This window comes from Pseudanabaena sp. SR411, from assembly GCF_002251945.1.
In the GTDB taxonomy this organism is placed as follows: Bacteria; Cyanobacteriota; Cyanobacteriia; order Pseudanabaenales; family Pseudanabaenaceae; genus Pseudanabaena.
Window position 1 is genome coordinate 1 of record NZ_NDHW01000084.1, and the last position, 12660, is coordinate 12660.

General features: G+C 42.3%; 12 protein-coding genes. 8 read left to right on the plus strand and 4 right to left on the minus strand.

The genetic code is table 11. The annotated features are described in order from the left end of the window. The 3 genes from B9G53_RS07665 to B9G53_RS07675 all read right to left on the minus strand — a co-directional run. Nucleotides 1-843, minus strand: an 843-nt coding sequence (locus tag B9G53_RS07665) for an adenylate/guanylate cyclase domain-containing protein (RefSeq protein ID WP_141211733.1), incomplete at its 3' end; no start/stop codon positions are given. 92 nt (nucleotides 844-935) lie between these two features. Then, on the minus strand, nucleotides 936-1703 hold the full coding sequence (locus B9G53_RS07670; protein WP_094530845.1) for an amino acid ABC transporter ATP-binding protein: 768 nt from the start codon (nucleotides 1701-1703) through the stop codon (nucleotides 936-938). A gap of 65 nt (nucleotides 1704-1768) precedes the next feature. Further along, nucleotides 1769-3562 (minus strand): DUF1565 domain-containing protein, encoded by a 1794-nt coding sequence (locus tag B9G53_RS07675; protein WP_094530847.1) that lies wholly within the window; start codon nucleotides 3560-3562, stop codon nucleotides 1769-1771. Between the two features lie 248 nt (nucleotides 3563-3810). Here B9G53_RS07675 and B9G53_RS07680 point away from each other — a divergent pair, with 248 nt between their 5' ends. Continuing rightward, nucleotides 3811-4665 (plus strand): Rpn family recombination-promoting nuclease/putative transposase, encoded by an 855-nt coding sequence (locus B9G53_RS07680; protein WP_094530849.1) that lies wholly within the window; start codon nucleotides 3811-3813, stop codon nucleotides 4663-4665. Nucleotides 4666-4680: 15 nt separating this feature from the next. On the opposite strand, the gene rsmA is transcribed toward B9G53_RS07680, so the two are convergent. Then, on the minus strand, nucleotides 4681-5508 hold the full coding sequence (gene rsmA, locus B9G53_RS07685; RefSeq protein ID WP_094530851.1) for a 16S rRNA (adenine(1518)-N(6)/adenine(1519)-N(6))-dimethyltransferase RsmA: 828 nt from the start codon (nucleotides 5506-5508) through the stop codon (nucleotides 4681-4683). Nucleotides 5509-5640: 132 nt separating this feature from the next. Here rsmA and B9G53_RS07690 point away from each other — a divergent pair, with 132 nt between their 5' ends. From B9G53_RS07690 to B9G53_RS07720, 7 genes are all read left to right on the plus strand, one after another. Further along, nucleotides 5641-6231 carry a GNAT family N-acetyltransferase gene (locus B9G53_RS07690; protein WP_141211734.1) on the plus strand — a complete coding sequence of 197 codons (591 nt, stop codon included), beginning with the start codon at nucleotides 5641-5643 and terminating at the stop codon, nucleotides 6229-6231. Nucleotides 6232-6471: 240 nt separating this feature from the next. Next, entirely contained in the window at nucleotides 6472-6906 is a 435-nt protein-coding gene (rsfS, locus tag B9G53_RS07695; RefSeq protein WP_094530855.1) for a ribosome silencing factor, read from the plus strand. 217 nt (nucleotides 6907-7123) lie between these two features. Beyond that, nucleotides 7124-7348, plus strand: coding sequence for a ferredoxin-thioredoxin reductase variable chain (locus B9G53_RS07700; protein ID WP_094530857.1), 225 nt, complete (start codon nucleotides 7124-7126; stop codon nucleotides 7346-7348). Between the two features lie 87 nt (nucleotides 7349-7435). Then, nucleotides 7436-8458, plus strand: a complete 1023-nt coding sequence (locus B9G53_RS07705; protein WP_094530859.1) for an SPFH domain-containing protein — start codon at nucleotides 7436-7438, stop codon at nucleotides 8456-8458. A gap of 192 nt (nucleotides 8459-8650) precedes the next feature. Then, the gene (locus B9G53_RS07710) at nucleotides 8651-9535 is read left to right on the plus strand and encodes an RnfABCDGE type electron transport complex subunit D (protein WP_176453145.1); all 885 of its coding nucleotides are present in this window, start codon (nucleotides 8651-8653) and stop codon (nucleotides 9533-9535) included. Nucleotides 9536-9813: 278 nt separating this feature from the next. After that, nucleotides 9814-11205 carry a DUF2330 domain-containing protein gene (locus B9G53_RS07715; RefSeq protein WP_094530863.1) on the plus strand — a complete coding sequence of 464 codons (1392 nt, stop codon included), beginning with the start codon at nucleotides 9814-9816 and terminating at the stop codon, nucleotides 11203-11205. A 439-nt stretch (nucleotides 11206-11644) separates the two neighbouring features. Continuing rightward, nucleotides 11645-12622, plus strand: a complete 978-nt coding sequence (locus B9G53_RS07720; RefSeq protein WP_094530865.1) for a sensor domain-containing diguanylate cyclase — start codon at nucleotides 11645-11647, stop codon at nucleotides 12620-12622. Nucleotides 12623-12660: the final 38 nt, after the last annotated feature.

Genomic DNA, 12660 nt, shown 5'->3' on the forward strand with positions numbered 1-12660 from the left:
TTCCGATCTATTAATCGCTTTTGTACCAATAGGTAAAGGTCTTCTAGTATCTTCAGGAGTTTCCCAATCTATCTGCCAAGGATGTTCTAAAGCATCTAGACGAGTTTGCAATCCTAGTTCGATGAGCGCTTTGCCATATAACGAAGTTTCCAGAATACCTTCAATCCAGAAGACTCTAACTTTATTAAGTAAAATCTGTCGATACCGATACTCCTGCTTTGTATGCTTCTTCGCTACAGTTATCTTGCTTGAATCAACAGAGACACTCTCTGAAACTGGTTTAACTTCTCTCAATTTTGTTGCTGGAAGTAAAATTTGATAGGCAGCGATCACCTCTTGAATATTTTTGAGTTTTAATTCGCCTAAATAAGTAACTTCTAGATCTAAGCGATTCTTGACGACATCATAAACTGTTTGCGAAATGCAAATTCCACCTACATCGGCTTGAGCCTGTAAACGAGCAGCAATATTTACTCCATTGCCCATCACATCTACAGCATTAAAAAAGACATCACCTAAATGAATACCTATGCGATGCACTAAAACATCATTTGAGGGTAAGGATTGTGCCAAATTTGCAAACTCATTTTGGATAGCGTAGGCACAAGCGACTGCTTGTACCGCGCTGGTAAAGTACATCAACAATCCATCCCCTGTTGTTTTTAGTACTTTGCCATCAAACTTTTGACACCAGTTAGTCATGCTGCGAAAATCTCGCTCGACTAATTCTAGGGTATACACTTCATCTTTACCCATGCGGGCGCTAAACCCTACGACATCCGAAAAAGCGATCGCAGCTAACGTCTGCTGACCTTTAAACTGTGATGATGGGGCATCGTTCATAGTTTTTTGATCTTGTGTTAGTCACAAGAATAAATATGGAATGTCACTTAGCAAGTAAGGACAAATTTAAAATACCCTAATAAACAAGTTTTCTACAAAATTTGTGACAAGAATTTCTTCGTGCGTTCTTCTTTAGGATTTTGGAAGAACTCTTCAGGATCTGCCTCCTCAACAATTACGCCACCATCCATAAACACAATGCGATCGGCGACTTCACGAGCAAAGCCGACCTCATGCGTCACTACCACCATCGTCATTCCTGAATCAGCAAGCGATCGCATTACATCCAACACTTCACGCACCATCTCAGGATCAAGCGATGAAGTCGGTTCATCAAAGAGCATCACTTTCGGTTGCATCGCTAAAGCTCTAGCGATCGCTACCCGCTGTTGCTGACCACCAGATAGCTGTAATGGATACTTATGCGCCTGTTGAGAAATACCTACACGTTCTAATAACTGTGTCGCAACTTCTGAAGCCTTAGCCTTTGACCATTTGCGAACCCATGAAGGTGCAAGAGTAATATTTTGGAAAACCGTGAGATGAGGGAAAAGATTGAATTGCTGAAATACCATACCCACTTCGCGACGGATTGCATCAATATTTCGATGATTCTCTGGTGACAACTCAAACCCATCAATGACAATTTTGCCCTGTTGATATTCCTCTAAAGCATTGAAAGTTCTAGCAAAAGTCGATTTCCCTGAACCAGATGGTCCCATAATTACCACTACTTCACCACGGTTTACGGTCAAGCTGACACCTTTAAGCACATGAAAGCTGCCATACCACTTATGCACGTCTTGGGCAACAATCATCGGCTCAGTCATAGATGGATTTGAGGCTATTTGTTCTTGCATGATGATTGAGTAGTTTTGCTAATTATGAAGAATGAGAACAGAATTTGCAGAGCAAATTTTGTTCTCTATAAACTATTTTGATGTATTACGCGAGCATCAAGCCCAATAGCCGATCGCATGATTACTTTTAAAACTTCAGCGCGATCGCGATCGGGATAGCCTTGTACCAAAATAATATTGCCAAATCGAGAAGGAATGACTTTACCACTGGGGACAACACTACGAACTCGATTGAGAGCTTCAGCATCTGAAGATGGAATCACAACTAAATAAGGGGTCGTATCCCTTGCTGGCGGAGGCACTAGCGCCGCAATTTGAGGGTTGTAGGGGATTGGGGCTGTCTGTGCTGGTGGCGGTGTAACTGTTGGTGGGATAGAAGTTGTTGGAGGAGGAGTAGTTGTTGCGGGTGGAGGAGTAGTTGTGGTAGGTGGTGGATTACTGGGGACAAATATTGATCGCGGTGGGGTAACTTGCCTTGGTGGGACGACAGGAATAGGATCACGATCAATGAGAACTTCGTTAGGACTTTGGGCGAGATTAGCGGATGGAGTCACTGGTGTAGACGCAATTACTGGAGCCGTAGTCGGAGAAATTAGAGAAGGGCTTGGCTTAGCGGGTGTAACTGGTTGGGGGACATCTGGCAATGGCTCAATCAAGATGCTGCTATTAGAAGGTGCTAGAGCCGTTGGGGACGTAGCAGGGGGAATAAAACTGGTTTGGGGTCGCGTAATTTCAACAGTATCAATGTTGCTGGGATTAGCGGTATTCCGAGCAGGAGCCAAAGTTGCTGTAGCCGCAGGTAATGGAGTGCTGGGGATCTGCGGTGCTGGGGCAGTTGGAGATTCTCCGACAAAGGCAATATTTCCTGCAATCTTTTTGGGGTCAAGTTGATTGCCAACGGCAACTTGGGTAACACCAGAATTATTGTTAATATCTTTACCTAGATTGTTACGGAATATGTTTTTGCCAAGATTTGTGGAAGTCCCCAAATCTGGAGTGGGATAACCTTTACGATCTTTGAGGATGACAATTCCATCACGCTTATTATCAGAAATTAAATTATTTCGCAAAGTCGGAGCCGAAAGATTAGAAATAATAATTCCATCAGTATTATTAAGAATATTGTTATTGCTGACATTCACTCGCGAGTTCTGCCCGATCGCTAATCCAAACCCTGTACTTTCAAAAGTATTATTACGAATTTCCCCTGTACTGCTGCCCACTGCCGAAAGTCCATTTGCACCATTCCTTCTAAAGACATTATCACTGACGATCGCATCAGCAGTACCCGTCAAAAATAATCCTTCGCGATCGCTATTGATAAAAGTATTATTGGCGATCGCCACTCGCTTACCTGACTCAACCCACACCGCAGTACCTCTAGTGTTGGGATTAGTAACGGTAACCCCTTCAATCCGCGCATCATTATCAGCAAGTATCGTAATATTTTGACTAGCAAAGCTGGTACTAATAAATCTACTACCACCGCGAATCACCGTATTCAAGCCCCTAACTGTCGGTGCGCCGCGTAATGTCACACCTGCGGGAAGTTTAATCGGAAAAGACTCACCTGTATCGGTACTGTAGAGTCCTTCCTGTAATTGAATCACTGTCCCCGCCACAGGTTTTGTGGCAAGCGCCGCCGCGATCGATGGATAGGGATTATTGGGTGAACCATTACCGTTAGGATTAGCACGCGGAGCAACATAAATCAGTGAGGCTGTCTGCGGTAATTGGCTAGTTTTCCATGTTTGTGCTTGCGTCGTTAAGAGGACTGGACGCGCCAACATCGGTGGGGCGATCGCCAAAACCGTGATGCTTGTGGCGATCGCGCTGAAGAAACTAGGCTTGCACCGCATACAGGAAATCCTCTTAACCAACGGACAAAAATTTACATAAACACACAATTAATTGTGTGTTTGTGCCAATCAAAATACACGAAAATTCCCCCACTTGCAAAAAATCCTGATGCAGCAAATTTTTTATAGCAATGCAAGTTTTACAAACCCAAATAAACAAAGGCGGCGCAACGTGCCGCCTTTGTTTATTTAGGTTTTGAATAGAAATGATCTGCTATTAACTGACTTTGAAATGATAAAATTTCGCGATGTATGACAATACCTGCAAGTTCCTAGCCGAGAACTTCCCCGAAGACTTTGCCAGTTGGCTCTTGGGGAAATCAATTCCCCTAACAAAACTTGAGCCATCGGAACTATCTGCTGAGCCTATTCGCGCAGATTCGGTCATCTTTCTAGAGTCATCGGAAATAGTTGTCCATTTAGAATTTCAGACCAAAACCGATGACACAATGGCATATCGAATGGCGAACTATTGGTTGAGACTTTATGGTAAATATCCCACCAAAGAAATTCATCAAACTGTCATCTATTTAAAGCCCACAAAATCACCACTCGTCTACCAAAACAGCTTCAAATCTCAGCAACTAAACCATGAATTTAATGTCATTCGTCTCTGGGAACAACCTACTGATATCTTTCAGCAATATCTTGGGCTGTTGCCTCTGGCTGTCTTAACTAAAACAAGCAATCCTGAAGAGACTCTAAGAGACGTGGCTAGACAAATTGATAGTATTGCCGATAAACGAGTACAAAGTAACGTGGCAGCTTCTACCGCTATAATATCGGGTATAGCCTTAGATAAAAAAATCATCCAAAGACTACTAAGGAGTGAAATCATGAAAGAATCAGTGATTTATCAGGATATCTTGCTAGAAGGTGAGGCTAAGGGCAAGGCTGAAGGCAAGGCTGAAGGTAAGGCTGAAGGTAAGGCTGAAACTACTCGTCAAATAGCTTTAAACATGTTGCGTTCCAACGTCTCTACAGATTTAGTAGCCCAATTTACAGGACTGACTCTCAAACAAGTCCAAAAATTACAAAAGCTTTCCGCTAAACAATCTCAAATGCCAAAGTCATCAAAGACTAAGCGATCGCCTAAATCTTAACTTCTAAAGATATTGCTATAGTTTCGACTTGAGTACCTCCTCACTCAAAGCAACCCACTGAGCAACATCTAGATCCTCGGCTCTCACCTGTCCATTAATTCCCATTGATTCCAAAATGAGAACTAATTGATCGCGATCTATTTCTGAAATTAAATTATTTCGCAGCATCTTGCGTTTAGTTGCAAAACCAAGTGTGAGCAGACGCTCTAAAAATTTAGGATCACTCGCAGCAGTAACTGGTGGACGCGGAATGATGCGAACAACTGCCGAGTTAACCTTGGGAGGTGGATAGAAAGCAGTTGCAGGAACATCGCAAATAAACTGACATTCTGCCAGATATTGAATCTTAACGCTGAGACCATTGTAGGCTTTATGACCCGCTTTTGCCGCTAAGCGATCGCCGATTTCTTTTTGAACCAATAGAACAATTTGATCAAACTGCTGCACTGGTTCCGCGAGAGTTCCCAATAGCTTTTTGAGAATTTCGCCTGTAATGTTGTAAGGAATATTGGCAATTACTTTGTTGGTATGAGCAGGAAGAGGAATATCGAGAATGCTCCCTTCGATCAATTGAAAATTCTTTTGTGTCATGGTCTTGCGAAGCTTTTCGCAAAGATCCCAATCAATTTCCACAGCAGTCAAGGATTCAACCAAAGGCAACAGTAAACGAGTGAGATTACCAGTGCCAGGACCAATTTCTAAAATGCGATCGCTTGGTTGCAGTTGCCCCGCCCGCAAAATTTTATTGAGAACGTCATCACTTCGTAACCAATGTTGTCCAAATTGTTTACGAGGGCGAATAGTTTTGCTAGGGACATAGATAGGTTTGTCGGAATTGGTCATTGAGATCGCACAAGTAGATCCAAATTTGTAAGGTTGCCCCCTTTCGGGGGCAACCTTACAAATTTGGGGTAATTTATTAGTGATAATAACTGAGATCGTTAAATTATTTTCGCTAAGCCGTTAGCGCTGAATGTGCCAAGCTCATCTCCTTCGTTTACTATTCGTCACGCTAGCTCTAGAGATGTTGGGCATGTATCCGATATCTTGACGGAGAGCTTTTATCGGAATACCGATCACCCAGTTAACTTTTTACAGCGCTGCTTTACGGATCTGGTATATCCACTTCTGCGCTACGGCATCATGCTTGATCTCAGTAGTCGCTTTGGCGATAAAGCACCTTGCTATGCTTGTCTTGTGGCTACCCATCCAGTTAATAAATTTCAGGCGATCGCCTCCTTAGAAATTTGTATGCGTTACGTACCTGTTAAAAACTATCGAGAATTTTGGTTAGGTCGTGAAATGCAGCAATATCCCTATGTGTTTAACTTGGCAGTACATCCACAATGGCGGCGGCGTGGCGTAGCCAAGCAACTATTGCTAGCAGCAGAGCAAACCGTAAAACAATGGGGCTTTTCGCGGTTGTATATGCATGTACTTGAGGACAATCAGCCTGCGCGTAGTCTGTACGATCGCATTGGCTATCGACTACATAGCCAAGAAGGTACTGTAAATTATTGGCTAATGGGACGACCAAGAAGATTTTTATTGCACAAAAGATTCTAAACATTTACAACGCTTTGCACTCAAGTTAACTCCAAGATATTTTTGAAAGTGTTGCTTTGCAACACTTTCAAAAATATCTCGAGATTTCAGCGCCTTCGGCGCTAGAAACACTAAAATCGGTTTGATAATGAGAATGGCGGTTTCACATGTTTAGGTAATGCCAAACTTAATGCCTAACTTGGAGATCAAGTTACAATATTGATGTGTTGAAATAATTTATCAGGAGTACATCTGCCAACTATGACCATCGCAACCGATATCGCTACCCCCAAAGATCTCAATCTCACTGAGAGAGAGCAAGATCAAAGCTATCAAATGGCTCAAGCTGCAGCGGTCGCTGCGGACGATCGCAAGGGAGAAAATATCGTTTTGCTAGCGATTGGTGAAGTGTCGAGTTTGGCGGAGTATTTTGTCATTGCATCGGGATTTTCTAAGGCACAAGTACGGGCGATCGCAGGTATGGCTGAAGAATCAATCTTGGAAAAATTTGGACGTAAGCCTAGAAATATCGCAGGCGAGCAAGATGGCACATGGATTTTGCTAGATTACGGCGATGTGATCGTCCATGCGATGATGGCTCAAGAGCGTGAATATTATGACCTAGAAGCATTTTGGGGTCATGCACCGAAGCTCGAAGTATTTTTACCAGTGCCTGAACTAGAACAATCAGCTTAATACCAAATTAAAAAATGGCTACGCCATTTCTTAATTTGAAAACCCTTACTGGGTTTGTTTTTTGATTCACAAAAGTGTTGTCACACTTTCGTAAATCAAAAAACAAAAAGTAGAGTGACGCAAAGCGTCACTCTACTTTTTGTTTTTGATGTTAATTAACACGTCAGACAAGCGATAATTGACAAATCTCGTTTACATTTGGACATATTAGAATTTTATGAAGGTTGGCGATCGCGTTCGTGTCAAAACAGCTTTAAGTGTTTTCCATCATCCTGAACACAAAGGTAAATCCTTTGATATTTCAGGGCTGGAAGGCGAAATTGTCCGTGTGCATACGGAGTGGAATGGTCGCCCGATCAGTCCTAACTATCCCTATGAGGTGAGATTTACACCTAAATTTGTAACTCATTTAGGCGATCACGAAATAGAATCAGTTAGTTAAAATTTTAAGAATTTACAAAAGACTGGCTAAGCCAGTCTTTTGTAAATTCTTAAAATCTGAATAAATAGCTACCATTGGTTTACATATATGGAAGCAACAATTTTCAGCATTGTCTTTGCGCTCTTGAGTGGTACTTATATGTATCGGTCCTTTCGGATCATCGAAGAAGGTCAGATCGCACTGGTTGAGAGGTTTGGGAAGTATCAAAAGACAATGGAACCAGGAATCAACATTGTTCTGCCGTTTATAGATCGTGTCTCCTTAATCAAAAGTTCTCGTGAGCAGGTATTAGAGCTTCCTCCTCAGCCTTGTATGACCTCTGATAATGTGAGCGTTAATGTAAGCGGCACAATGTATTGGCAAATTAACGATCTTCAAAAAGCTCGTTATAACATTGAGAATGTCGATCAGTCTTTACAAATCTCTCTTTCAACTCAAATCCAAACTCAGATTGGACGCTGTGAACTAGATTACATCATCGGCGGTCAAGAACGGATTAATGCTGAAATTTTAACGGGAATTTCTGGTGATACTCAAGACTGGGGAATCAATGTCTTGCGCGTCAGACTAGGAGAAATCACAATTCCTACTTCTGTACTTCAGTCGATGGAAAAACAAAAAGCCGCCGAAATCGAGAAAAAAGCGATGATTTCACTATCTGAAGGTGTGAAGACTTCAGAAATTACCAAGGCTGAGGCTGAAGCTCGCTCTAATCGTGTATTAGCCGAATCAGAGCGTCAAGTACAGTTAGAACAAACTGAGGCGATGGCTCTGTCGATTGAGCGGATTGCCAATGCGATCGCCAAGCATCCCAATGGCAAGGAAGCCGTACAGTATTTGTTAGCCCAAAAATATCTGGAAATGGGACAGGCGATCGGCGAAAGTCCCAGCAGCAAAGTTTTGTTTATGGACCCCGATTCCATCCCTGCGGCACTGCAATCATTATTGGCAATGAGTGATCGCAAGCTCCCTGAAAAAATGACGGAGGCGATTGCCAAGAAACCTTTTGGTGAAAGTACAAATATTTCACCCACATTACGCAATTTGCCTGAACTTAAGCCGTTTAACTCATCACTAGATAGTGAAAAGGGTGATCCTAGTACTAATTAAGTGTTACAAAAAAACTGAAAAAAGCTTGCTTCGCAAGCTTTTTTCAGTTTTTTTGAGAAAGCGCAAAGCGCTGTAAGCGAGTGATCGTTACAAAAAGTGCAACAGACAACATTCCTAAAATTTTGGCAGTTATACTGATCCAAACTTTAGGTTAATCAGAAAGCTATGCAGTCCTTGAAGTTACCTTTGGCGATGCCGCGATCGCTTTCCAGATTGTTCAGTTTTGGCATTGCTCCTTTCCGAGATGCCCGTGATTATCAGATTCTATTTCTATCAGTTTTTTTATTGTTAGGTGTTAGTACCCGTGATTGGTCACTCAAACCGATCGCGATCGCTCTAACATTTGTGACTTGTTGGTTGACGCAAATATGCATGATATCGATATTTCCTCCAGCAACACCACAAAAAAATGAACGTTGGCTATCCCTTAAAAGCGCCACAATTACCGCATTGGGCTTAAGTTTATTGTTGCGTTCTGATAGTTACGGGGCAATCGCCTGTGCCTCATTTTTAGCGATCACCAGCAAATTTATCTTCCGCACCAACGGCAAACATTGGTTCAATCCTGCTAACTTCGGAATCGTCGTCGTTTTGTTGCTCGATAGTTTTGTTTGGAATAATCACGCATGGGTTTCTAACGGACAATGGGGCGAAGATAGTTTATACGCCCTAGTCTTTCTCGGTTTAGGTGGCATCGTTCTCAAAAAAGTAGGACGTTGGGATACGAGCTTTATGTTCTTAGCCTCCTATGCAATTTTGGAAGGATTGCGAAACCTTTGGCTGGGTTGGACTTGGGATGTCTTAGCTCATCGCCTCACTAGCGGCTCTTTGTTGCTGTTTGCATTATTTATGATTACTGATCCGCGTTCTATTCCGAATGCTAAAGTGGCGCGATTAGTCTGGGCTGTGGCGATCGCAGTTTTAGCTTTCATTTTACGCAATGTTTTCTTTAACTCTGACGCAATGTTTTATGCGCTATTTCTGATTTCGCCGCTCACAGTTTTATGCGATCGCTTATGGAATGCTCCAAGATTTCAGTGGCTACCGAAACGCCACAGTGCTTTGCTTCCTAATTAATTGATTTACGGAAGTTTCTAAAGTCCTCACGTCTCTCCCGTAGGAGCTACGGTATTCACACAAGTCATAAAACCTATTCAAGTTAACACTTAGCTGCCCCCTAGCCCACAATTCTGGGAGAAAAAGAAAATAAAATTCTTTTAAAGTCCCCCAGAATTGGGGGATTTAGGGGGCTTAAATAAATCGAAACGAAGATAGAGAGACTTCTGTGTACACGGTAGCTCGTAGGAGAGGGGACAAGAAAATAAAACGATCTATTCAGTTATCAAAACTAAATTATGAAACGATTTCTAAGATGGATGCGTGTACTTGTGAGTACCGCCCTTGCCTGTTTAGTTGTCTTTGCCTATTCGCCTGCCGTCTTTGCCTTCTGTGGCTTCTATGTATCCCAAGCCGATGCTAGTCTCTTTAACAAGGCTTCACAGGTGGTGATTGCCCGTGATGGCAAGCGTACCGTTTTAACGATGGCGAATGACTACCAAGGTGATGTGAAAGATTTCGCACTAGTTGTACCAGTGCCAGTATTGCTGAAAGAAAAGCAAGTTCGTATTGGTGAGCAGAAGATCATCGATCGCCTTGATTCCTTTAGCGCCCCCCGCTTAGTGGAATACTTTGACTCCGATCCCTGTGCTAGATATGAGGCCTATGATCGGGTTAATCTTGGGGGGATAACCAGAGCAAGTGCAGCTCCAGTAACAGAATCTAAGGCGCGTCGTGACAATTACCAAGTTACCATTGAGGCTAAGTTTTCGGTTGGAGAATACGATATTCTCATTCTTAGTGCCAAAGAATCCGATGGTTTAGAAGCTTGGCTCATTGACAATGATTACAAAATCCCTCAAGGAGCTAAAGAATTACTTCAGCCCTATATCCGCCAAAACATGAAGTTCTTTGTGGCTAAGGTCAACATTGCGGAACTAAGTAAAACAGGTTCTCAATCACTGCGTCCTCTGATGATGGCTTACGAATCGCCAAAGTTCATGTTACCGATTCGTCTAGGAATGCTCAATGCTAATGGCGATCAAGATTTGCTGGTTTATATTCTTTCCCCTAAGGGACAAGCGGAAGTTGCTAACTATCGCACGATTAAAGTTCCTTCGGATGCTGATATTCCAGTTTATGTGAAAAATGAATTTGGTGACTTCTATAAGTCCATGTTCAAGACTTCCTACAACAAGGAAGGTCGTAAAGTTGCCTTTTTAGAATATGCATGGGATATGTCAAACTGTGATCCTTGTTCTGCGGAACCGCTCTCGCAAGAGGAACTTCGCAAGGCAGGCGTATTTTGGATTGGTGCACCCGATTCTAGCGAGCCTTCAAGTCGGCGCATTTTGCCTAGACCAATGCCTCCTAGCAATAGTAGAGTCTTTATCACACGCTTACATATTCGTTATAACCGAGACAAGTTCCCTGAGGACTTAACGTTTAAGGAAACCTCGAATCAGGAATTGTTCCAAGGACGCTATGTTTTGCGACATGCCTTTAAAGGTGAGATGAATTGTGATGCAGGAAAAGAATATCAGCGATCGCTACGTCCTCGCTTTGAAAAGGAAGCACAAACTCTGGCAAGTTTAACAGGCTGGAACATCGCCGATATTCGCCGCAAAATGAATATCTCTAGTCTCCCTAATCCTGTAGAAACTCCCTTCTGGGAGAATATCTGGAAATAATCACCAGCTAAGTACTTGTGCAAAATAAATTATCCAAACCCGTAAAGTTGCACCCCTGCGGGGTGCAACTTTACGGGTTTGGATTTGTCATTCATTATGCTCATCTACTTACTCCCTTCCCACCAAAGAAATAGACATCAAAAACCAAGAATTAGACGTTGCGGCGCAAAGCGCCGCAACGTCTAATTCTTCACTGGGAAGGGAGTATAGTTATAATCGCCACTAGTTTTAAACCCATAACATGAGAGGCGGCGCTTCGCGCCGCCTCTCATGTTATGGGTTTTGGTTTAACTTCACTTCACTTTAACTAATTCTTCTTCCATCTTTTTTTAATCATAAGAATATCGAATTATCTCGACGATTTTTAGTATGCTTGATTGCTTAACTATTCATTCTTAAACCTATTATTTTGCATGCTTATGCTGAATAATAAATATCTATGAAAGCACCAGACTACCCTGATAATGAAGATGATCGTGTGGCAACCCTGCGATCGCTAGATATTCTCGATACAGAACCAGAGGAACGTTTTGATCGTTTAACTAGAATAGCAAGGCGACTATTTAGAGTGCCGATCGCATTAGTCAGCTTTATCGATATAAATCGACAATGGTTTAAATCCTCTCAAGGTTTAGAGGTAAAAGAGATGTCACGCGATATATCCTTTTGTGGTCATGCGATCTTAGGTGACGACATTTTTATGATCTCTGATGCCTCATTGGATGATAGGTTTTACGATAACCCTCTGGTTACTGATGAACCAAGAATTCGCTTTTATGCGGGAGTTCCACTAGTAATCTCCCAAGGAATTAAAATCGGTACACTCTGTTTAATTGATCGAGAGCCTCGAATACTCAGTGAGGAAGACAAAGAGCTACTACGCGACCTTGGGCAAATGGCAGCACAAGAACTATCTTCAGTACAACTAGCAACAATCGATGAGTTGACCCAAATATCTAATCGGCGTGGATTTATTGCTCTAGCAGTCCATGCATTAAATCTATGTAAACGACTGAATAAGCCAGCTTCTCTTTTCTTTTTTGATCTAGATTTATTTAAAGAGATTAATGATTGCTACGGACATGCTGAAGGTGATTATGCTTTAATCAGTTTTAGCAAAATCTTAAAAGAAGCCTTTCGAACATCCGATGTAATCGGGAGGCTAGGTGGAGATGAATTTGTAGCTTTATTGTCAAACGCTGATCGGAGAGAAACACAGCAAATTTTACAGCGTCTCGACCAAGTGCTAACAGACTTTAACAACCAAGCCTGTCGTGGTTACGACATTGCTTACAGTGTTGGGATAATTGAGTTTGATGCTATCCGACATCAATCAATAAATGATCTTTTAGCAGATGGCGATCGCCTAATGTACAAACAAAAACGTGAGAAGCGGATAAAGGAAAGTTTGGCTTAGTAAGCCCCAAAAATATAAGGTGGCGGAAAATACCACCT

What these genes read in the sequence shown, in the direction of transcription:
- B9G53_RS07670 (WP_094530845.1), bottom strand. Translation starts at nt 1,703, where the DNA reads ATGCAAGAACAAATAGCCTCAAATCCATCTATGACTGAGCCGATGATT.
- B9G53_RS07675 (WP_094530847.1), bottom strand. Translation starts at nt 3,562, where the DNA reads ATGCGGTGCAAGCCTAGTTTCTTCAGCGCGATCGCCACAAGCATCACG.
- B9G53_RS07680 (WP_094530849.1), top strand. Translation starts at nt 3,811, where the DNA reads ATGTATGACAATACCTGCAAGTTCCTAGCCGAGAACTTCCCCGAAGAC.
- rsmA (WP_094530851.1), bottom strand. Translation starts at nt 5,508, where the DNA reads ATGACCAATTCCGACAAACCTATCTATGTCCCTAGCAAAACTATTCGC.
- rsfS (WP_094530855.1), top strand. Translation starts at nt 6,472, where the DNA reads ATGACCATCGCAACCGATATCGCTACCCCCAAAGATCTCAATCTCACT.
- B9G53_RS07700 (WP_094530857.1), top strand. Translation starts at nt 7,124, where the DNA reads ATGAAGGTTGGCGATCGCGTTCGTGTCAAAACAGCTTTAAGTGTTTTC.
- B9G53_RS07705 (WP_094530859.1), top strand. Translation starts at nt 7,436, where the DNA reads ATGGAAGCAACAATTTTCAGCATTGTCTTTGCGCTCTTGAGTGGTACT.
- B9G53_RS07710 (WP_176453145.1), top strand. Translation starts at nt 8,651, where the DNA reads ATGCCGCGATCGCTTTCCAGATTGTTCAGTTTTGGCATTGCTCCTTTC.
- B9G53_RS07715 (WP_094530863.1), top strand. Translation starts at nt 9,814, where the DNA reads ATGAAACGATTTCTAAGATGGATGCGTGTACTTGTGAGTACCGCCCTT.
- B9G53_RS07720 (WP_094530865.1), top strand. Translation starts at nt 11,645, where the DNA reads ATGAAAGCACCAGACTACCCTGATAATGAAGATGATCGTGTGGCAACC.